The 19786-nt window shown below is 69.7% G+C and carries 18 protein-coding genes; 14 read left to right on the top strand and 4 right to left on the bottom strand.

Annotated features, from left to right (window positions below; genetic code table 11):
• Positions 1-30 precede the first annotated feature (30 nt).
• Entirely contained in the window at positions 31-435 is a 405-nt protein-coding gene (locus AC5Y4N_RS19465; RefSeq protein WP_499911653.1) for an Rv2175c family DNA-binding protein, read from the top strand.
• On the opposite strand, the gene AC5Y4N_RS19460 is transcribed toward AC5Y4N_RS19465, so the two are convergent.
• Genes AC5Y4N_RS19460 through AC5Y4N_RS19445 form a run of 4 tightly spaced genes read right to left on the bottom strand, consistent with a single transcriptional unit; the run spans position 353 to position 4288 of the window.
• Positions 353-1876 carry an alpha-(1->6)-mannopyranosyltransferase A gene (locus AC5Y4N_RS19460; RefSeq protein WP_499911654.1) on the bottom strand — a complete coding sequence of 508 codons (1524 nt, stop codon included), beginning with the start codon at positions 1874-1876 and terminating at the stop codon, positions 353-355. The genes AC5Y4N_RS19465 and AC5Y4N_RS19460 overlap by 83 nt on opposite strands.
• 5 nt (positions 1877-1881) lie before the next feature.
• Positions 1882-2973, bottom strand: coding sequence for a bifunctional (2E,6E)-farnesyl/geranyl diphosphate synthase (gene idsA2 / locus AC5Y4N_RS19455; RefSeq protein WP_499911655.1), 1092 nt, complete (start codon positions 2971-2973; stop codon positions 1882-1884).
• Between the two features lie 19 nt (positions 2974-2992).
• A complete protein-coding gene (locus tag AC5Y4N_RS19450; protein ID WP_499911725.1) occupies positions 2993-3640 on the bottom strand; it encodes an LppM family (lipo)protein in 648 nt (215 codons plus the stop codon).
• A gap of 51 nt (positions 3641-3691) precedes the next feature.
• Entirely contained in the window at positions 3692-4288 is a 597-nt protein-coding gene (locus AC5Y4N_RS19445; protein WP_499911656.1) for a GNAT family N-acetyltransferase, read from the bottom strand.
• A gap of 179 nt (positions 4289-4467) precedes the next feature.
• Between AC5Y4N_RS19445 and AC5Y4N_RS19440 the strand changes: the two genes are divergently transcribed.
• From AC5Y4N_RS19440 to AC5Y4N_RS19380, 13 genes are all read left to right on the top strand, one after another.
• A complete protein-coding gene (locus tag AC5Y4N_RS19440; RefSeq protein WP_499911657.1) occupies positions 4468-4863 on the top strand; it encodes an SCO2097 family morphological protein in 396 nt (131 codons plus the stop codon).
• 196 nt (positions 4864-5059) lie between these two features.
• Positions 5060-5491, top strand: a complete 432-nt coding sequence (mraZ, locus tag AC5Y4N_RS19435) for a division/cell wall cluster transcriptional repressor MraZ (protein WP_499911727.1) — start codon at positions 5060-5062, stop codon at positions 5489-5491.
• The gene (gene rsmH, locus AC5Y4N_RS19430) at positions 5466-6557 is read left to right on the top strand and encodes a 16S rRNA (cytosine(1402)-N(4))-methyltransferase RsmH (protein WP_499911658.1); all 1092 of its coding nucleotides are present in this window, start codon (positions 5466-5468) and stop codon (positions 6555-6557) included. The genes mraZ and rsmH overlap by 26 nt, the downstream gene beginning before the upstream one ends.
• A gap of 31 nt (positions 6558-6588) precedes the next feature.
• Positions 6589-7461: a cell division protein FtsL gene (ftsL, locus tag AC5Y4N_RS19425; protein WP_499911659.1), complete on the top strand. Its 873-nt coding sequence runs from the start codon at positions 6589-6591 to the stop codon at positions 7459-7461.
• Positions 7458-9353: a peptidoglycan D,D-transpeptidase FtsI family protein gene (locus tag AC5Y4N_RS19420; RefSeq protein ID WP_499911660.1), complete on the top strand. Its 1896-nt coding sequence runs from the start codon at positions 7458-7460 to the stop codon at positions 9351-9353. Before ftsL ends, AC5Y4N_RS19420 begins: the two co-directional genes overlap by 4 nt.
• A gap of 25 nt (positions 9354-9378) precedes the next feature.
• Positions 9379-10866 (top strand): UDP-N-acetylmuramoyl-L-alanyl-D-glutamate--2,6-diaminopimelate ligase, encoded by a 1488-nt coding sequence (locus tag AC5Y4N_RS19415; protein ID WP_499911661.1) that lies wholly within the window; start codon positions 9379-9381, stop codon positions 10864-10866.
• Positions 10863-12353 (top strand): UDP-N-acetylmuramoyl-tripeptide--D-alanyl-D-alanine ligase, encoded by a 1491-nt coding sequence (locus AC5Y4N_RS19410; protein WP_499911662.1) that lies wholly within the window; start codon positions 10863-10865, stop codon positions 12351-12353. Before AC5Y4N_RS19415 ends, AC5Y4N_RS19410 begins: the two co-directional genes overlap by 4 nt.
• Positions 12350-13429, top strand: a complete 1080-nt coding sequence (mraY, locus tag AC5Y4N_RS19405) for a phospho-N-acetylmuramoyl-pentapeptide-transferase (RefSeq protein ID WP_499911663.1) — start codon at positions 12350-12352, stop codon at positions 13427-13429. The genes AC5Y4N_RS19410 and mraY overlap by 4 nt, the downstream gene beginning before the upstream one ends.
• A 1-nt stretch (position 13430) precedes the next feature.
• Positions 13431-14837: a UDP-N-acetylmuramoyl-L-alanine--D-glutamate ligase gene (murD, locus tag AC5Y4N_RS19400; RefSeq protein WP_499911664.1), complete on the top strand. Its 1407-nt coding sequence runs from the start codon at positions 13431-13433 to the stop codon at positions 14835-14837.
• Between the two features lie 5 nt (positions 14838-14842).
• Positions 14843-16348, top strand: coding sequence for a putative lipid II flippase FtsW (gene ftsW / locus AC5Y4N_RS19395; protein WP_499911665.1), 1506 nt, complete (start codon positions 14843-14845; stop codon positions 16346-16348).
• Positions 16345-17475: an undecaprenyldiphospho-muramoylpentapeptide beta-N-acetylglucosaminyltransferase gene (gene murG / locus AC5Y4N_RS19390; protein ID WP_499940546.1), complete on the top strand. Its 1131-nt coding sequence runs from the start codon at positions 16345-16347 to the stop codon at positions 17473-17475. Before ftsW ends, murG begins: the two co-directional genes overlap by 4 nt.
• 38 nt (positions 17476-17513) lie before the next feature.
• Positions 17514-18947, top strand: coding sequence for a UDP-N-acetylmuramate--L-alanine ligase (murC, locus tag AC5Y4N_RS19385; protein WP_499911731.1), 1434 nt, complete (start codon positions 17514-17516; stop codon positions 18945-18947).
• Positions 18944-19774 (top strand): cell division protein FtsQ/DivIB, encoded by an 831-nt coding sequence (locus AC5Y4N_RS19380; protein ID WP_499911666.1) that lies wholly within the window; start codon positions 18944-18946, stop codon positions 19772-19774. Before murC ends, AC5Y4N_RS19380 begins: the two co-directional genes overlap by 4 nt.
• The last annotated feature ends 12 nt before the right edge of the window (positions 19775-19786 follow it).

The raw sequence follows: 19786 nt of genomic DNA, 5'->3' as shown, positions 1-19786 counted from the left end.
TCGCCCAGGTCGCGTTCTAGACTCGGCGCGGTGAGCAGCGTTCCGGCGTGTGACGACGTCCTCGACCCCGACGAACCGATGTACGACCTGCCCAGAGTCGCGGAGATGTTGAAAATGGCGGTGACGCGCGTGCACCAGCAACTGCGCGACGGGCACCTGATCGCCGTACGCAGAAACGGCACAGTCATGGTGCCGCAGATCTTCTTCACCGACAGCGGCCAGGTGGTCAAGAGCCTTCCCGGCTTGTTGGCGGTGCTGCGCGACGGCGGCTACAACGACACCGACATCTTGCGCTGGTTGTTCCGGCGCGACGAGTCGCTGACGATCACCCGCGACGGCAGCCGCGAGCAGCTCACGAACGCTCGCCCGGTCGATGCGCTGCACTCTCACCAGGCTCGGGAAGTGACGAGGCGGGCGCAGGCGATGGCGTACTGACCGCGGGCGTCTTGGCCAGCGCTCGCCACGCGATCACGGCGCACGCGGTGGCAATGCCGACATGCAGCCACGAATACATGCCGTGCGAGCCATCGGGCTTGAAGATCACCATGATCCACGTCGAGAACCCGGCGATCGCGGCGATCCATGCACGCGACTGCGTCAGCGCCGACATCACCGCCAGCGGCCAGGTGTAGTACCACGGCAGGGCGGCCGGCACGAACAGCACCACCACGATCATCACGGCCGCGATCCCGGCCAGCGCTTCGCGGTCGTCGTGGCGGAATCGCCACCACAGCAGCGGCAACGCGATGACGATGATCGCGATCCCGACGAGTCGGGTGATCTCGAGCACCGCATAGAACTGCACGCCGACGAACAGGCCGCCGAACACGTTGATCAGGTTGGCGGCAGCGGTGGGCAGCGTCAGCCAGTTGATGATCTTCACCGAGCCGGCCAACGCCGTCAGCCATCCCAGGCCGACGCCCGCTGTCACCGACAGCACCGCGAAGACTGCCGCGAAGATCACCACCGAACCTGCTGCAGCCGCCAAAAATGCTGGCGCACCGCTCAATTCGCGACGCTCTCGCATCTGCCGCATCCAGACCCACACCAGAAACGGCAGCGCCAATCCGGCGGTGGCCTTGACCGCGACGCCGACGGCTACCAGCGCGACACCGGCCACGGGATGCTGCTGCATGGTCAACGCGATGCCGGCCATCATCAGGCCTACCATCAGCATCTCGTTGTGCACGCCGCCCATCAGGTGGATGATCACCAGCGGGTTGAGTACGCAGATCCACAGTGCAGCAGCGCCGCTCGCATTGACGTGTCGGGCGACGCGCGGTGCGGCCCAGATCAGCAGCGCGAGGCCAGGCAGCATGCACAGCCGCAGCACCATGGTTCCGGCCACCACGTTGTCGCCGACCAGCATCGTCACGAACCGTGCCACCAAAATGAACGCCGGTCCGTATGGTGCGGTGGTGGTGGTCCAGATCGGACTGACGTTGTCCAGCAAGGCATTCGGGTTCTCGACGGGACCCACCACATAGGGGTCCAACCCGTCGCGCAGCAGCGCCCCCTGCGCCAGATATGAATAGGTGTCGCGGCTGAAAACCGGCACAGACAGCAACAGCGGCGCCAACCAGAACGCCGTCGTCGCCACCATCTGCCGCTCGTTGGCCTGACCCTCGATCACGATGCGGCCCAACCAGATCCACGCGACCAGCATTAGCGCGACGCCGATCCACAATGTCACCGACGACAGCACCAGTCCGTGCCCGAACCGCAGCCACGACAGGTGCAGAGTTTCCAGCACGGGATCGTGCAGGCGCGTGCTGCCGGCCCCTAACCCGCCCGCGGTGATCAGCAACGCGCCCAGGCAGCCGAGCAGCGCGGGCCGGCCGTCGCGGGATCTGACGAAATTTGATAACCGGTTCATGCGAGTCAGGCCGACCGGTTGGCGGCCAATCTGGCGAGCTCGAGCAGCCCGGTTTTGGCGGCTTCGGCGATCGGCGCCGCGCTGAGCACGTCGAGAGCGCGCCGGGTCAGCGCGTCGATGCGTGATTCGACGGCCGCCAGCGCGCCCACCGAGCTGATCGCCTCGCACACCGAGCGCACCTGTTCCTCGGACAACTCGGTGCCGATGGACGAGCGCAGCAGCTCTGCGGCTGCCGGATCGGAGGCTTGCGCGCGCTCGACGGCCTCGGCGAGCAACACCGTGCGTTTGCCCGAGCGCAGATCATCGCCTGACGGCTTCCCCGTTACCGCAGGATCGCCGAAGACGCCGAGCACGTCGTCTCGCAGCTGGAACGCGAGGCCCAGGTCGGTGCCGAACTCGTGGAAGGCGGCCAGCACGTCGGGCCGGTCGGCGGCGGCCGCGACGCCCATCTGCAGCGGCCGCGACACTGTGTAGGAGGCGGTCTTGTAGGTGTTCACGGTCATCGACGATGCGATCGAATCCACGCCGCTGGCCTCCGCGACGATGTCGAGGTATTGCCCGCCGAGGACTTCGGTGCGGATGTCGGCCCACACCGCCTGGACGCGCCGACGGGCGTCGGCCGGCAGATCGGCGGTGGCGACGATGTCGTCGGCCCAGACCAGGGCCAGGTCGCCGAGCAGGATCGCGGCCGACACCCCGAATTGATGCGCCGATCCGCGCCAGCCGTTTTCGCGGTGCATGTCCGCGAATTGCCGGTGCACGGTGGGCAAGCCCCTTCGCGTCGCCGACTCGTCGATCACGTCGTCATGCACCAGCGCGCACGCATGCAGCAGTTCCAGCGCCGCGAAAAGCCTCAGCATCTCGGGGTTTTCGGGATTGGGATCGTCGGTGACCGCCCGCCAGCCCCAGTAGGCGAACGCCGGGCGCAGCCGCTTGCCGCCGCGCAACACGAACTCCTCCAGCGCACCGGTGAGCGCCGCGTACTCGTGCCCGATGTACGCGGCGTCGCTGCGTCGCGTGCTCATGTACTCGCGAAGCTGACCGGTGACCGCGGCGGCCAGCTGTAGAGCCGACGGTGCGGCGGTGTCGACGCTCATCGGCCTCAGGGTACGGTGCTCAGTGCTCGCGCGGTTCGGCGAATCGAGGGGATTGGTCCCGGTTGACCCAGGCCAACGCGCCGATCACGGCGGCCGCCAACAGCGCCGCCAGGCCCATCCAGATCGCCGCTCCGGTGAACGAGCGCGCGCTGGGGTCGGTGTAACGGGCCTGCGCCGTCATGGTCGACACCACGCCCGGCTTGAGTTTCCACTCGACGACCTGGGCATCCACCTGGTCGCCGTTGGTGGAGGTGACGTCGCCGGGAAACGCCATGGACAACGACACGTCGGCGCTGGGATCGGTCAGCGACGTCAGATCCGCTCGGCCCTCCAGGATCACCGAGTCACCCGCGCGGCGAAGCGAGATGTCCACGCCGGCGGCGTCGTGGTTCATGCTCGCGAGCTGGGGGAGTTCGGCGAAGGTCAGGTCGGAGAACACCGCCTGGGAGCCGACGTAGCCGTCCCGGGAGTACTCGGAGATCGACACCTTGTCGGCGAACGGCAGGCTGCCGCCGTTGAACTGCGGCCCCTTGTCGTCGTTGTTGCGCGGCTTGGACGCGGCGGTGATGGTGCCCGACACCCTGTCGTCGGGCGAGATCGTCATCGAGGCACGGATCCGCACGCAGCCGGTGGCCAGCGGCAAAAGGACCAGAAGGACAAGAAGCATCGTCGTGAGACGACGCGAGGAGCGGACCTGACCACGCAGCACGCGGTCATCCTAGAGGGGCAGCTTGCGTCCGAGGATCGCGAACGCGCGCGGATCGCCGGCGAAATGATGGCCGCGAACGATGTCGGTGAAGCCGAGCCGACGGTACAGCCGCCACGCACGATTGGCCTCGCCGCGGATCTCAGGCGTCGACAACAGCACCCATTCTTCGTCGCGCCCGGCCAGCAGCCGTCGCACCAGCGCCTCGCCGAGCCCGCGGCCCTGCGCCCTGGGGTGGATGTGCAGCTCGGTGAGCTCGAAGTAGCTGTTCATCAGCGAGCCGATCTCTGCCTGCGACAGTCCGGATCGCCGCATGCCGGCTACCACCTGCTGCTGCCACCACTGGTCGGGGGCGCCGCAGTAGCCGTATGCGACGCCGACCATCGGCGCTGACACCAGCGCCTCGACGGCCGGCGGGTCGGCGTGGCCGTCGACGTCCACCGCCGCCACCGCCCGCCAGCCTCGCCGGCGGCTGTGCTCCATCCACATCGAGGCGCGGTGGTCCTCGGTGCCGCGGGGGTAGCGCATCGCGTCGACGTAGATGGCCAGCGCGTCACCGAGCCGGCGTTGCATGTCGCGCGGCGACAGGTCGATGAGAAATGTCGCCACGTGGCTCCTCCATACAGCGCGCGCGTTCTTCAAGGCTCATTATCGTGCGCCCTTGGCTGCCTATAGAATCGGCCGATCAAGTAGGTGGTACGGCGCCCAGCTGCCTCGTATCATGGCTGTCAGTTACCCGGCTATACGGGTGCGCAATTGGGGATCGCAGCGGCGGCAAGGAGGGACGGATGCCACTCTCCGATCATGAGCAGCGCATGCTCGACGAGATCGAGAGCGCGCTGTATGCCGAGGATCCCAAGTTCGCGTCGAGCGTTCGCGGCGGCACGTTCCGCGCGCCGTCCACACGTCGGCGGATACAGGGTGCGGCGCTTTTCGTGGTCGGGTTGGCCATGCTGGTGTCCGGCGTGGCGTTCAAGGCGACGATGATCGGTACCTTCCCCATCCTCTCGGTGCTCGGCTTTCTGGTGATGTTCGGCGGCGTGGTGTTCGCGATCACCGGGCCGCGGCTGCCCCGGGTGGCCGAACGGCCCACCGCCGGCGGACGGCCGCGGCGGGCGAAGGGTGCGGGCGGCTCGTTCACCAGCCGGATGGAAGACCGGTTCCGCCGCCGCTTTCCTGACTGACCTTCTCTGACCTCCCTTCAGCGGGGTGACCCACCACGGGTCACCCCGCTTTTGTGTGCACGGAACCCGGCCGTGGGGAGCTGTGGAGGAGACACACGCCTAATTGCTACGATGGGGGGCAATGTGGGGGATTGTGGGGTAAAGTGGCGGACATCGGAGCCCGGGTGGTTCCGACGGCGTGGCAGGAGGGCGCGGAGTGTTCCTCGGCACCTACACGCCCAAGCTCGACGACAAAGGGCGGCTGACGCTGCCGGCGAAGTTTCGGGACGCACTGGCGGGAGGGTTGATGGTCACCAAGAGCCAAGACCACAGCCTTGCGGTGTATCCGCGGGAGGCATTCGAGCAGATGGCACGCCGCGCGGCGAACGCCTCGCGCAGCGACCCGGAAGCGCGAGCGTTTCTGCGTTACCTGGCAGCCGGCACCGACGAGCAACACCCCGACGCCCAGGGCCGGATCACGCTGTCGGCCGACCACCGCCGCTACGCGAACCTGACCAAGGACTGCGTCGTCACGGGATCGGTCGACTACCTCGAGATCTGGGACGCCCAGGCCTGGCAGGAGTACCAGCAGGCTCACGAAGACGACTTCTCCGCGGCCACCCATGAAACTCTGCGCGACATCATCTGACCCGGAGGTCGAGCCACATGCCCGTGCATCGTGGTCTCTGCCCGATCCGACCCTGGCGTACTTCCCCGACGTCAGGTTCGTGCTATCGGACAGGGACCAGGGTGCAAGGGGCCGCGTCATGACCGGCCATGTGCCCGTCCTGCTCGACCGCTGTGTCGAGCTGCTGCGACCGGCCCTCACCCGGCGCAGCGCCGACGGGTCGGGCGCGGTGCTGGTGGACGCCACGCTGGGCGCCGGTGGGCACACCGAAAGATTCCTCACCGAGTTGACCGGCCTGAGGGTCATCGGGCTGGACCGCGATCCCGACGCGCTGCGGACGGCAGCACAGCGGCTGGTGCGATTCGGCGACCGACTGACGACGGTGCGAGCCCGATACGACCGGATCGGCGAGATTGTCGACGAACCCGTGGCCGGGGTGCTCTTCGACCTCGGGGTGTCGTCGATGCAGCTGGACCGCCCGGAGCGCGGATTTTCCTACGCCGTCGACGCGCCGCTGGACATGCGGATGGACCCGGACTCCGCACTGACCGCGGAGCACATCCTCAACACCTACGACGAGACCGCCCTCGCCGACATTCTCGCCCGCTTCGGCGAGGAGCGGTTCGCTCGCCGGATTGCCGCCCATGTGGTGCGCCGGCGTGCGGTGCAGCCCTTCCGCCGCACCGGCGAGCTGGTCGAGCTGCTGTACCAAGCGATTCCGGCGCCGGCGCGGCGCACCGGCGGCCATCCGGCCAAGCGCACCTTCCAAGCGCTGCGGATCGCGGTGAACGGCGAGCTGGACTCGCTGCGCGCAGCGCTGCCGGCGGCGTTGGACGCGCTGGCGCCCGGCGGCCGAATCGCCGTGATGGCCTACCAGTCCCTGGAAGACCGGATCGTCAAGAGCGTCTTCACCGAAGCGACGTCGTCGCGCACGCCACAGGACCTGCCGGTCGAATTGCCCGGGCATCAACCGCAATTCGTGTCGCTGACCCGCGGTGCCGAGAAGGCCGGCGCCGATGAAGTGGACCGCAATCCGCGCAGTGCTTCCGTGCGGCTGCGCGCACTGGAGAAGGTGCGGGCGCGATGAGCGCACAACCGGTTGTCAGGGAAGGTGATTCATGACCAGCAGGCGCGATACACCGGTCGTGGATCGTCCGGCCCGGGCTCGGCGCCCCGTGCGCTCCGGTCCACGCACGACGCCGATCCGGCGCCCGGCACCCGCCACCAGCTCCAGTCAGGCCAAGGCGCGGGCGAAGGCGCGTAAAGCCAAGGCGCCCAAGCCGATTCGCGAACCACTACGCGAACGGCTGATCGCTCGGCTGTCGTCAATCGACCTGCGGCCGCAGACACTGGTGGCCAAGGTGCCGTTCGTGGTGTTGGTGATCGGATCCTTGGGCATCGGACTGGCGCTGACGCTGTGGCTGTCCACCGATGCTGCCGAGCGCTCCTACGAACTCAGCAGTGCCCGTGAGCGCAACCGGGTGCTGACCCAGCAGAAGGAATCGCTCGAGCGGGAGGTGCTCGAAGCGCAGGCCGCCCCCGCGCTGGCTGAGGCGGCACGCAACCTCGGCATGATCCCGTCGCGTGACACCGCGCACCTGGTGCAGGATCCGGCGGGCAACTGGGTGGTGGTCGGCGAGCCGAAACCGGCCGAAGGCACCCCACCGCCGCCGCTGAACACCAAGCTGCCCGATCCGACGCCGGCGCCACCGCCAGTGTCGGTCAACCGCACCGAGGTGCCGGTCATGGTGCCTCGGCCCGGTGCGGTACCCGGCGCCAGTCCTGCCGGTCCCGAAGTGGTGGTGCGCCCGCCCGTGATGCCCACGCCCACCGGCCCGCTGCCCGGCCCCGGCGCGGTGCCGAATGTCGCCGGCCCGCCGGCTCCGGCCGCTCCGCTTGACGCGCCGCAGCCGGCAAATGCGCCGAATCCGCAAGCCGTGCCGGAACAATCCAACAGCGTGGCATCTCCGACCGCCGTTCCGCCGACGTGAGGCACGGCGGCCAACGTTCGGCCCCTCGGCGCGGCGGCACCCCGCGCTCGGCCCGGGACCGGCGGATCCGCCCGATCGTCAAGGCCACCACCAAGGGTGCGTCGTTCGTCGCGCGGCACCGCGCGGGTAACACCGTCATCCTCGTGCTGCTGCTGATCGCCGCGGCGCAGTTGTTCTACCTCCAGGTGCCTGGTGCGGCGAAGTTGCGGGCGGAGGCTGCGGGCCAGCTGAAGGTCACCGACGTCGAGAAGGCGGTGCGGGGCAGCATCGTCGACCGCCACGGCAACAAACTGGCCTTCACCACCCAGGCGCGGGCGCTGACGTTTCAGCCGCAGAAGATCCGCAAACAGCTCACCGAGGCCAAGCAGAAGAATCCCGCCGCACCCGACCCTGCTCAGCGGCTGCGTGAGATCGCCGACGGCGTGGCGCAGCGGCTGGGCAACCGGCCCGACGCCGCGACGGTGCTGAAAAAGCTGCAGAGCAACGAGACGTTCGTCTATCTGGCCCGCGCGGTCGATCCCGCGGTCGCCAGCGCGATCATCACGAAGTTCCCCGAGGTCGGCGCCGAACGCCAGGACATCCGTCAGTACCCGGGCGGCTCGCTGGCGGCCAACATCGTCGGCGGCATCGACTGGGACGGCCACGGGCTGCTCGGCCTCGAAGACGCGATGGACGGTGTGCTGGCCGGCACCGACGGCTCGGTCACCTATGACCGCGGCTCCGACGGCGTGGTGATTCCCGGCAGCTACCGCAATCGGCACGCCGCCGTCAACGGCTCCGAAGTGGAGCTCACCTTGGACAACGACATCCAGTTCTACGTCCAGCAGCAGGTGGAGCTGGCCAAGGGGCTGTCCGGCGCGCACAACGTCGCGGCGGTGGTGCTGGACGCCAAGACCGGCGAAGTACTGGCCATGGCCAACGACAACACCTTCGACCCGAGCCAGGACATCGGCCGGCAGGAAGACAAACAGCTGGGCAACCTGGCGGTGTCGTCGCCGTTCGAGCCCGGGTCGGTGAACAAGATCGTCACCGCGTCGTCGGTGATCGAGTTCGGGCTGTCGAACCCCGACGAGGTGCTGTCGGTGCCCGGGTCGATCAGCATGGGCGGCGTCACGGTGCACGACGCGTGGGAACACGGCACCATGCCCTACACCACCACCGGTGTCTTCGGGAAGTCGTCGAACGTCGGCACGCTGATGCTGGCCCAGCGCGTCGGCCCTGAGCGCTTTGCCGACATGTTGACGAAGTTCGGGCTGGGCCAGCGCACCGGCGTCGGGTTGCCGGGCGAAAGCGCCGGCATCGTGCCGCCGATCGACCAATGGTCGGGCTCGACCTTCTCGAATCTGCCCATCGGGCAAGGCCTTTCGATGACCCTGCTGCAGATGACCGCGATGTACCAGGCGATCGCCAACGACGGTGTGCGGATACCGCCGCGCATCGTGCGGGCGACCGTCGCGCCCGACGGCAAGCGGACCGAAGAACCGCGGCCCGACGGTATCCGGGTGGTGTCGCCGCAGACCGCCCAAACCGTGCGCAACATGCTGCGCGCGGTGGTGCAACACGACCCCACCGGCGTACAGCAGGGCACGGGACCGCAGGCCGCGGTCGAGGGCTACCAGATCAGCGGCAAGACCGGCACCGCCCAGCAGATCAATCCCGCCTGCGGCTGCTATTTCGACGACGTGTACTGGACGACGTTCGCCGGCATCGCCACCACCGACAACCCGCGCTACGTCGTCGGCATCATGATGGACAACCCCAAGAGGGCCGCCGACGGCAAGCCCGGCTCGTCGTCGGCGCCGCTGTTCCACAACATCGCCAGCTGGCTGCTGCAACGTGAGAACATCCCGCTGTCTGCCGACCCTGGGCCGCCGCTGACGTTGCAGGCCTGACACCGCACCTGGGTACGGTTTGACGATGTCCGTCCAGCTGCGTGAAGTCGCCGCCCGCGTCGGCGCCGACGCCCCGCCCGGCGCGGACGTCGCCGTCACCGGTGTCACCCTGCGCGCGCAAGACGCACACCCCGGCGACCTGTTCGCCGCGCTGCCCGGCTCGAACGTGCACGGCGCCTCGTTCGCCGACGACGCCGTGGCGGCCGGCGCCGTTGCGGTGCTCACCGACCCGGTGGGCGCGGCGATGCTGGCGGTCGACGTGCCGGTGCTCGTGCACCCGGATCCCCGCTCCGTGCTCGGCGCCGCCGCGTCGCTGGTGTACGGCGACCCGTCGGCCAAACTGACCGTCATCGGCGTGACGGGCACGTCCGGAAAGACCACCACCACCTACCTCGTCGAGGCTGGGCTGCGGTCGGCCGCCCGGCGTGCCGGGCTTGTCGGGACCGTTGGCATCCGCGTCGACGGCGTGGACCAGCCGAGTGCGCTGACCACGCCCGAGGCGCCGGCGTTGCAAGCGCTGCTCGCGCAGATGGCAGACCGCGGCGTGGAGGTGGTGGTGATGGAGGTGTCCAGCCATGCGCTGGCGCTCGGCCGCGTGGACGGTGTGCGATTCGCGGTGGCGGGCTTCACCAACCTGTCCCGCGATCACCTGGACTTCCACCCGTCGATGCAGGCCTACTTCGAGGCCAAGGCGCGGCTGTTCGCCGCCGACTCGCCGCTGCGGGCAGCCGTCTCGGTGGTGTGTGTCGACGACGACGCCGGCCGCCAGATGGCGGCTCGTGCGGTGCAGCCGGTCACAGTCAGCGTCGACGGCACCGCCGACTGGTACGCGACCGACATCCGCGCCCGGCCCGACGGCGGCCAGCAGTTCGTGGCCGTCGACCCCGAGGGCCACCGGCACCCGATCGCGATAGCCCTGCCCGGCCGATACAACGTCACGAACGCCCTTTTGGCCCTTGCCCTTTTGCATGCAGTGGGTGTGGCGCCCGCGCAGGCGGCCCCGGGGCTTGCCGCCGCGCGGGTGCCCGGGCGCCTGGAGCCGGTCGACCGCGGGCAGGACTTCCTGGCGCTGGTCGACTACGCGCACAAGCCGGGCGCGCTGCAGGCTGTCTTGGAGAACCTGCGCGTGCACAGCAGCGGCCGGCTGGCGGTGGTGTTCGGTGCCGGCGGCGACCGCGACCCCGGCAAGCGAAAAGCCATGGGCCGCATCGCCGCTGAGCTGGCCGATCTGGTCGTCGTCACCGACGACAATCCCCGCAGCGAAGACCCTGCCGCCATCCGCGCGGCAATCCTGAGCGGCGCCGAGAAAGCCGGCCGGGCGGCGGAAGTGGTCGAAATCGGCGACCGGCGTGCCGCGATCGCGCACGCGGTGAGGTGGGCACGCCGCGGCGACGTCGTGCTGGTCGCCGGCAAGGGGCACGAGACGGGTCAGACCGTGAAAGGCGTCACCCGCCCGTTCGACGACCGCGAGGAGCTTGCCGCGGCGCTCAGCGCGATAACCTCCACGGCGTGATCGAGTTGACCGTCGCTCAGGTCGCCGAGATCGTCGGCGGCCAGCTGGCTGATGTCTCGCCCGCGGACGCCGCACAGCTGCGCATCACCGGCACGGTCGAGTTCGACTCCCGCAAGGTCACCCCCGGCGGCTTGTTTCTTGCGCTGCCCGGCGCGCGGTCCGACGGACACGATCACGCTGCCGCCGCCGTGCAAGCGGGCGCTGTGGCGGTACTGGCCGCGCGGCCGGTCGGTGTGCCGGCGATCGTCGTGCAACCGATCAAGAGGGAGTCGGGCGCGAGTGTGCTCGAACACGACACCGACGGTTCCGGCGCCGCGGTGCTGGCCGCGCTGGCCAGGCTCGCCGCGTTCGTCGCTGCGGAGCTGGTGGCCGGTGGACTGACGATCGTCGGCATCACCGGTTCGTCGGGCAAGACCTCGACCAAGGACCTGATTGCCGCATTGTTGGCGCCGCTAGGGCAGGTGGTCGCACCGCCGGGGTCGTTCAACAACGAGCTCGGCCACCCGTGGACCGTGTTGCGCGCCACGCCCGACACCGACTTCCTGGTGCTGGAGATATCCGCGCGCCGGCCCGGCAACATCGCCGAGCTGGCCGCCATCGCGCGGCCGTCGGTGGCGACCGTCCTCAACGTCGGCACCGCCCACCTCGGTGAGTTCGGCTCGCGGGAGGCCATCGCTGCAACGAAATCCGAACTGCCGCAAGCAGTTCCGCCGTCAGGCGTGGTGGTTCTCAACGTCGACGACCCCTCAGTCGCCGCAATGGCCGAGGTGACGGCCGCCCGCGTGGTGAGGGTGAGCCGCACCGGACCGGCTGACGTGTGGGCCGACCAAATCACGCTCGACGAGCTGGCCCGGCCCAGCTTCACACTGCACGCCGCCGGCACCGACGTGCCCGTGCGGCTGGCCGTGCACGGCGAACACCAGGTCACCAATGCGCTGTGCGCGGCGGCGGTGGCGCTGGAGTGCGGCGCCACGGCCGAACAGGTGGCGAACACGCTCGCCGCCGCGGGCCCGGTGTCGGGACACCGGATGGAGGTGAGTACGCGCGCCGACGGCGTCACCGTGATCAACGACGCCTACAACGCCAACCCGGACTCGATGCGGGCCGGGCTGCAGGCACTGTCCTGGATGGCGAACCGGCCGAGCGGTCGGCGCCGCAGCTGGGCCGTGCTGGGCGAGATGGGCGAACTCGGCGACGACGCGGTTTCCGAGCACGATCGCATCGGGCGACTGGCCGTGCGATTAGATGTCTCTCGACTCGTCGTCGTCGGAACCGGGAGGTCGATGCGCGCCATGCATCAGGCAGCGGTCATGGAGGGTTCCTCGGGCGGCCCCCAGACGACTTCGGTGACCATGGTCGACGACGCCGACGCTGCGCTTGCGCTGCTGCGCGCAGAACTGGCTCCCGGTGACGTCGTGCTGGTGAAAGCCTCGAACGTGGCCGGGCTGGGCGCGCTGGCCCGGGCGCTGGCGGACAGCACGGCATGAGGCAGATCCTCATTGCCGTCGGCATTGCGCTGACGGTGTCGATCCTGCTCACCCCGCTGCTGATCAACCTCTTCACGCGGCAAGGGTTCGGCCACGAGATTCGGTCCGACGGTCCGCCCACGCACAAGCACAAGCGCGGCACGCCGTCGATGGGCGGCGTCGCGATTGTCGCCGGCATCTGGGCCGGTTACCTCGGCACTCACCTGGTCGGCCTCGCGCTGGACGGCCGCGGACCGTCGGCGTCCGGGCTGCTTGTGCTGGGGCTGGCGACCGCGCTGGGCGCGGTCGGGTTCGTCGACGACCTGATCAAGGTCCGCAAGGCCCGCAACCTCGGGCTGAACAAGACCGCCAAGGCTGTCGGGCAGATCGTCGCAGCGATCCTGTTCGGCATATTGGTGCTGCAGTTCCGCAACGGCGACGGGCTCACCCCGGCGGGTGCGCAGCTTTCGTATGTGCGTGAGGTCGCCACGGTGACGTTGCCGCCGGCGCTGTTCGTGCTGTTCTGTGTGGTGCTGGTGAGCGCCTGGAGCAACGCGGTGAACTTCACCGACGGACTCGACGGGCTGGCCGCCGGGTGCATGGCGATGGTGACCGCCGCCTACGTGATCATCACGTTCTGGCAGTTCCGCAACGCCTGCTCGACGCACCCCGGGCTGGGCTGCTACAACGTGCGCGATCCGCTGGACCTGGCGCTGGTCGCCGCGGCGACGGCCGGCGCGTGCATCGGTTTTTTGTGGTGGAACGCTGCGCCGGCCAAGATCTTCATGGGCGACACGGGCTCGCTGGCGTTGGGCGGCATCATCGCCGGGCTGTCGGTGAGCAGCCGCACCGAGCTGCTCGCGGTGGTGCTGGGTGCGCTGTTCGTCGCGGAGATCACCTCGGTGGTGCTCCAGATCCTGGCGTTTCGCACCACCGGCCGCCGGGTGTTCCGGATGGCGCCGTTTCATCACCACTTCGAGCTGGTGGGGTGGGCCGAGACCACGGTGATCATCCGGTTCTGGCTGCTGACCGCGATCGCGTGCGGGCTGGGCGTGGCTCTGTTCTACGGCGAATGGCTTGCCGCGATAGGCGACTGAGATGGCCGACGTCCTCGAACCTGGCACGCGGGTGCTGGTCACCGGCGCAGGGATCACCGGGCGGGCGGTGAGCGCCGCGCTGACACCGATGGGTGTACGGCTCTACATCTGTGACGACGACCCCAAGGCGCTGCAGCGGCTGTCCGAACCGGCGATCGTGGTGGGGACCAGCGAGGCCGCCGAGCGGATCGCCGACTTCGATCTGGTGGTCACCAGCCCGGGATTTTCCCCGACGACCCCGCTGCTGTCGGCCGCCGCCACCAGCGGCGTGCCGATCTGGGGCGACGTCGAGCTGGCATGGCGGCTCGACGCGTCCGGACGCTTCGGGCCGCCGCGCCGCTGGCTGGTGGTCACCGGCACCAACGGCAAGACCACCACCACGTCGATGCTGCACGGGATGCTGCTGGCGGCCGGGCGCCGCAGCGTGCTGTGCGGGAACATCGGCAGCCCGGTGCTCGACGTCCTGGACCAGCCCGCCGAGTTCTTCACAGTCGAGCTGTCCAGCTTCCAGCTGCACTGGGCGCCGTCGCTGCGGCCTGAGGCCGGCACGGTGCTCAACGTCGCCGAGGACCATCTGGACTGGCACGGTTCGTTCGAGCACTACGCGGCCGCAAAGGCCCGGGCCCTGACCGGCCGGGTGGCGGTCGCCGGCGTCGACGATCCGGTGGCCGCCCGGCTGCTGCAGGACGCCCCGGCCGCGATACGCGTCGGCTTCCGGCTGGGGGAGCCGGCACCGGGCGAGCTCGGGGTTCGCGACGGGACGCTAACGGACCGTGCTTTCGCGATGGACCTGCCGCTGGTCGCCGAGTCGGTGATTCCCGTGCCGGGGCCGGTCGGTGTGCTCGACGCCCTGGGCGCCGCAGCGCTGGCTCGCGCGGTCGACGTGCCCGCCGACGCGATCGCTGCGGGCTTGGCGTCGTTTCGGGTGGCCCCGCACCGCGCTCAAGTGGTCGCGGTCGTCGACGGCGTCACGTTCGTCGACGACTCCAAGGCCACCAACCCGCACGCGGCCCAGGCGTCGATCACGGCCTATCCGCGGGTGGTGTGGGTCGCGGGCGGCCTGCTCAAGGGCGCTTCGGTGGACGACATGGTGCGCGAAGTGGCGAATCGGCTGGTCGGCGCGGTGTTGCTGGGCCGGGATCGGGCCGTAGTTGCCAACGCGTTATCGCGACACGCCCCGGATGTCCCCGTCGTCGAGGTCACCACGGGAGACGATGCTGTGGTGCAAGAGGCCAGTGAGTCTGTTGGGGAAAGAGTGATGGCCGAGGCCGTTGCAGCGGCCCGCCGCCTGGCCCGGCCCGGTGACACGGTGTTGCTGGCCCCGGCCGGGGCGTCGTTCGACCAGTTCACCGGCTATGCCCACCGCGGCGACGCCTTCGCTGCCGCGGTCCGCGGCGCGACCCGGTAGTGGCGATGCGCGACACGCTGGCCCGACTTCGTAGTCGGGGAAACGGGGTCGGTGCGTGGCTGGGCCGGCCGATGACCTCGTTTCACCTCGTCATCGCCGTCGTCGCGCTGCTCACGTCGCTGGGGCTGATCATGGTGCTGTCAGCGTCGGGGGTGCGGTCCTACGACGACGACGGCTCGCCGTGGGTGATCTTCGGCCGCCAGGTGCTCTGGACGGTGATCGGGCTCGTCGGGTTCTACATCGCGCTGCGGGTTCCGGTTCGGGTGATGCGGCGCACCGCGTCGTTCTCTTTCGCGTTCACCATCCTTCTGCTGGTGCTCGTGCTGGTGCCCGGAATCGGGCACTACTCCAACGGATCTCGCGGCTGGTTCGTCATCGCCGGGTTGTCCATGCAGCCCTCGGAGCTGGCCAAGATCGCGTTCGCGATCTGGGGCGCACACCTGCTGGCCGGCCGCCGTATGGAGCGGGCGTCGCTGCGCGAGATGCTGATTCCGCTGGTGCCCGCCGCGGTGATCGCACTCGGCCTGATCGTCGCGCAGCCCGACCTCGGGCAGACGGTGTCGCTGGCGATCATCCTTCTGGGCTTGTTGTGGTACGGCGGCCTGCCGCTGCGGGTGTTCCTGAGCTCACTGTTCGCAGCGATCAGCGCCGGCGCCATCCTCGCGGTCTCCGAGGGGTACCGCTCCGACCGCGTGCGGTCGTGGCTGAACCCTGGCGCCGACCCGCAGGACTCCGGCTACCAGGCCCGTCAGGCCAAGTATGCGTTGGCCAACGGTGGCGTATTCGGCGACGGGCTGGGCCAGGGCACCGCGAAGTGGAACTACCTGCCCAACGCCCACAACGACTTCATCTTCGCGATCATCGGCGAAGAGCTCGGGTTCGTCGGCGCGTTCGGGTTGCTGTGTCTGTTCGGGCTGTTCGCCTACACCGGGATGCGGGTGGCGCGCCGCTCGGCCGACCCGTTCCTGCGGCTGTTGTCGGCGACCGTGACCATGTGGGTTTTGGGCCAGGCCTTCATCAATGTGGGCTACGTGATCGGGCTGTTGCCGGTCACCGGTTTGCAGCTGCCCCTGATCTCCGCCGGTGGAACATCAACGGCCACAACGCTTTTCATCATGGGCATGATCGCCAACGCGGCCCGGCACGAACCGGAGGCGGTGGCGGCGCTGCGGGCCGGCCGCGACGACAAGATGAATCGGCTGCTGCGGCTGGCCCTGCCCGAGCCGTACGTGCCCAGCCGCACCGAGGCGCTGCGCGACCGGCTGCGGTCGCGGCCCTCCGCCGAAACGCCGAAGAAGTCGAAGAAGCCCACGAAGCCCAACAAGCCCGCGAAGCCCACGACGTCGACGAAGGTCGCGGCAAGTGGGTCGCGACGGTCAGGGCATCATAGAGTCGGCCAGCGTCACAACGGCCGGCGCCGCACCACCCGAGGTGAAGGTGCGCGCAGCAGAACTTCAGGAGAGGCAGCCATGACCGGTAGCGCGAAGAACATCGGTGCCCGCCGCTGGTGAACGGCAATAAGGCGGTCTCCGTCGTGCTCGCCGGCGGCGGTACCGCTGGCCATGTCGAGCCCGCCATGGCCGTCGCCGACGCACTGAAGGCCCTGGACCCGAATGTCCGAATCACCGCACTCGGTACCGCGCGGGGGCTGGAAACCCGCCTGGTGCCTGAGCGGGGGTATCGGCTCGAGCTGATCACGCCGGTGCCGCTGCCCCGGAAAGCCAGCCGCGACCTCGCGCACCTTCCGCTGCGGATCCGGCAGGCGGTGCGTGAGGCAGGCGCCATCCTCGACGCGGTGGGCGCCGACGTGATCGTCGGCTTCGGCGGGTACGTGGCGTTGCCGGCCTACCTTGCCGCGCGCCGGCGCCGCGTGCCGGTGGTGATCCACGAGGCCAATGCCCGTGCCGGCCTGGCCAACCGCGTCGGCGCACGCCATGCGCAACACGTGCTGGCGGCGGTGCCCGACTCGGGCCTGCGCGGCGCCGAGGTGGTGGGCGTGCCGCTGCGCCCGTCGATCACGGGGCTGGACCGCATGGCCGTGTGCGCGCAGGCGCGGGCGTTCTTCGGGTTCGACGACGACGCGCTGGTGCTGCTGGTTTTCGGCGGCTCGCAGGGTGCGGCGTCCATCAACCGGGCTGTGGCGGGTGCCGCGAAACACCTTGCTGCCGAAGGCATTTCGGTGCTGCATGCGCACGGCCCCAAGAATCGCCTGGACTTGCCGGAGCCCGCACCGGGCGATCCGCCTTACCTCGCGGTGCCCTACCTGGATCGCATGGACCTGGCGTACGCGGCCGCCGACCTGGCGATCTGTCGGTCGGGAGCGATGACCGTGGCCGAGGTATCGGCGGTGGGGCTGCCGGCCGTGTACGTGCCGCTGCCGATCGGCAACGGCGAACAACGCCTCAACGCGCTGCCAGTGGTCAACGCCGGAGGGGGCCTGCTGGTCGACGACAAAGACCTGACGCCGGACTTCGTCGCGCAGACCGTCACCGAGCTGCTCACCGATGGGCCCCGCCTCGCCGCGATGACGGCCGCGGCGGCGCTTGTTGGCCATCGCGACGCCGCCGAGCGGGTGGCGCGGGTGGCGCTAGACCTCGCGCGCGACGCCCGCCCGCCGAAAAAAGCGGGGCGACGGTGACCGTGCGGCCGTTGCCCCCCGAGTTGGCGCGGGTTCACATGGTCGGCATCGGCGGGGCAGGGATGTCCGGGATCGCGCGCATCCTGCTCGACCGCGGTGCCGCGGTGTCGGGTTCGGACGCCAAGGAGTCGCGCGCGGTGCTCGCGCTGCGGGCCCGCGGTGCCGAGGTCCGCATCGGCCACGACCCGGCGTCGCTGGACTTGCTGCCGGGCGGGCCCACCATGGTGATCACCACGCACGCGGCGATTCCGAAGGACAACCCGGAACTCGTCGAGGCGCGCCGGCGCGGCATTGGGGTGGTGTTGCGGCCGAAGGTGCTGGCCAAGCTCATGGACGGCTACCGCACAGTGATGGTCACGGGCACGCACGGCAAGACGTCGACCACGTCGATGCTGATCGTCGCGCTGCAGCACTGCGGGCTGGACCCGTCGTTCGCGGTCGGCGGCGACTTGGGGGAGGCCGGCACCAATGCGCATCACGGCAGCGGCGACTACTTTGTCGCCGAGGCCGACGAAAGCGACGGCTCGCTTCTGGAGTACACGCCTGACGTCGCGGTGGTGACCAACATCGACGTGGACCACCTCGACTTCTTCGGCAGCGCGCAGGCCTACACCAAGGTGTTCGACGACTTCGCCGACCGCGTTGCGCCCGGCGGCGCGCTTGTGGTGTGCGTCGACGACCCGGGTGCGGCGGCGTTGGCCGAGCGGGCGGCGGACAAGGGAGTTCGGGTGCTGCGCTACGGCAGTGACGCTTCGTTGCCGCTGGCCGGGCAGTTGCTGTCCTGGGAGCAGCAGGGCACCGGCGCTGTCGCTCAGGTGCAGCTGGCCGGTGAGTCGCGGCGCAGGGTGATGCGGCTGTCGGTGCCCGGGCGGCACATGGCGCTCAATGCGCTGGGTGCGCTGGTGGCGGCAGTCGATGCCGGCGCGGAACCCGAGTGCGTGCTCGACGGGCTCGCCGGTTTCGAGGGAGTACGCCGCCGGTTCGACCTGGTGGGCGTCGCCGACTCGGTCCGGGTGTTCGACGACTACGCGCACCATCCCACCGAAATCCGCGCGACGCTGGCGGCGGTGCGTGCGCTGATCGAGCAGGCACCGCGCGCCGCCGACCGCAGCGGCCGCGCGATCGCGGTGTTTCAGCCCCATTTGTATTCGCGCACTGAACTTTTCGCGCGGGAGTTCGGCGCCGCGCTCGACGACGCGGACCTGGTGTTCGTGCTGGACGTCTACGGCGCGCGAGAGCAGCCCCGGGCCGGAGTCAGCGGGGCGATGGTCGCCGAGCACGTCAGCGTCCCCGTGTCCTACGTGCCGGATTTCGCGGCGGCGCCTGACCGGGTGGCAGAGGTGGCGCGGCCCGGCGACGTGGTGGTCACGATGGGCGCCGGCGACATCACGATGCTGGGGCCGGAGATCGTGAACTCGTTGCACGTCAAGGCCAACCGCAGCGCGCCTCGCCGCTCCGGGGTGAGCGGATGACCGAGCCTCTGCTGGAAGAGGGACCGCGGCGACGTGCCCGCCGGGAGCGCGAGCAGCGTCGCGCCGCGGCCGCCCGGGCGCGGGCGATCGAGGACGCCCGCCGCGAGGCCAAGCGCAAAGTCACCGCCACGGCCACTGCCCCTCAACCGTCCCGGCGCGGCGTGGTCCGGGGGCTCAAGGTGCTGGTATGGGCGGTGCTCATCACCGTCATCTCAGTCGGCCTCGGATTGGTGTTGTACTTCACGCCGCTGATGTCGGTGCGCAATCTGAATATCGATGGCCTGCAGGTGATTTCGCGCGAGGAAGTGGTCGCGGCGGTGGCGACACCGCACGGCACGCCGCTGCTCCAGGTCGACACCGGCAAGGTCGCGAACCGCGTGGCGACCATCAGCCGGGTGGCCTCGGTACGCGTGCAGCGCGAGTATCCGTCGTCGTTGCGAGTCACGGTGGTGGAGCGAATCCCGGTGGCGGTCAAGGACATGCCGGACGGCACGCATCTCTTCGACCGTGACGGCGTGGATTTCGCCACCGCGCCGCCGCCGCCGGGTGTGCCGTACCTCGACGTCGACCATCCGGGTCCCAGCGATCCGCCCACGAAGGCCGCGCTGGCCGTGCTGACTGCACTGCGGCCCGAGGTTGCCGGGCAGGTGGGACGTATCGCCGCGCCGTCGGTCGCCTCCATCACGCTCACACTTGCCGACGGGCGCGTGGTGATCTGGGGGACCAACGACCGCACCGACGAGAAGGCCGAGAAACTGGCGGCCTTGCTGACCCGGCCAGGCCACACCTACGACGTGTCGAGCCCCGACCTGCCGACGGTCAAATAGAAATTCCTGCTT

It is taken from the genome of Mycobacterium sp. NGS19, from assembly GCF_059813155.1.
The sequence above is the reverse complement of the archived record's forward strand: the minus strand, read 5'-3'. Positions and strand labels throughout refer to the sequence as shown.

Excerpts from the sequence above, each read along its gene's own strand:
- AC5Y4N_RS19460 (WP_499911654.1), bottom strand. The coding sequence starts at position 1,876 with ATGAACCGGTTATCAAATTTCGTCAGATCCCGCGACGGCCGGCCCGCG.
- idsA2 (WP_499911655.1), bottom strand. The coding sequence starts at position 2,973 with ATGAGCGTCGACACCGCCGCACCGTCGGCTCTACAGCTGGCCGCCGCG.
- AC5Y4N_RS19450 (WP_499911725.1), bottom strand. The coding sequence starts at position 3,640 with ATGCTTCTTGTCCTTCTGGTCCTTTTGCCGCTGGCCACCGGCTGCGTG.
- AC5Y4N_RS19440 (WP_499911657.1), top strand. The coding sequence starts at position 4,468 with ATGCCACTCTCCGATCATGAGCAGCGCATGCTCGACGAGATCGAGAGC.
- rsmH (WP_499911658.1), top strand. The coding sequence starts at position 5,466 with ATGAAACTCTGCGCGACATCATCTGACCCGGAGGTCGAGCCACATGCC.
- ftsL (WP_499911659.1), top strand. The coding sequence starts at position 6,589 with ATGACCAGCAGGCGCGATACACCGGTCGTGGATCGTCCGGCCCGGGCT.
- AC5Y4N_RS19415 (WP_499911661.1), top strand. The coding sequence starts at position 9,379 with ATGTCCGTCCAGCTGCGTGAAGTCGCCGCCCGCGTCGGCGCCGACGCC.
- mraY (WP_499911663.1), top strand. The coding sequence starts at position 12,350 with ATGAGGCAGATCCTCATTGCCGTCGGCATTGCGCTGACGGTGTCGATC.
- murD (WP_499911664.1), top strand. The coding sequence starts at position 13,431 with ATGGCCGACGTCCTCGAACCTGGCACGCGGGTGCTGGTCACCGGCGCA.
- ftsW (WP_499911665.1), top strand. The coding sequence starts at position 14,843 with ATGCGCGACACGCTGGCCCGACTTCGTAGTCGGGGAAACGGGGTCGGT.
- murC (WP_499911731.1), top strand. The coding sequence starts at position 17,514 with ATGGTCGGCATCGGCGGGGCAGGGATGTCCGGGATCGCGCGCATCCTG.
- AC5Y4N_RS19380 (WP_499911666.1), top strand. The coding sequence starts at position 18,944 with ATGACCGAGCCTCTGCTGGAAGAGGGACCGCGGCGACGTGCCCGCCGG.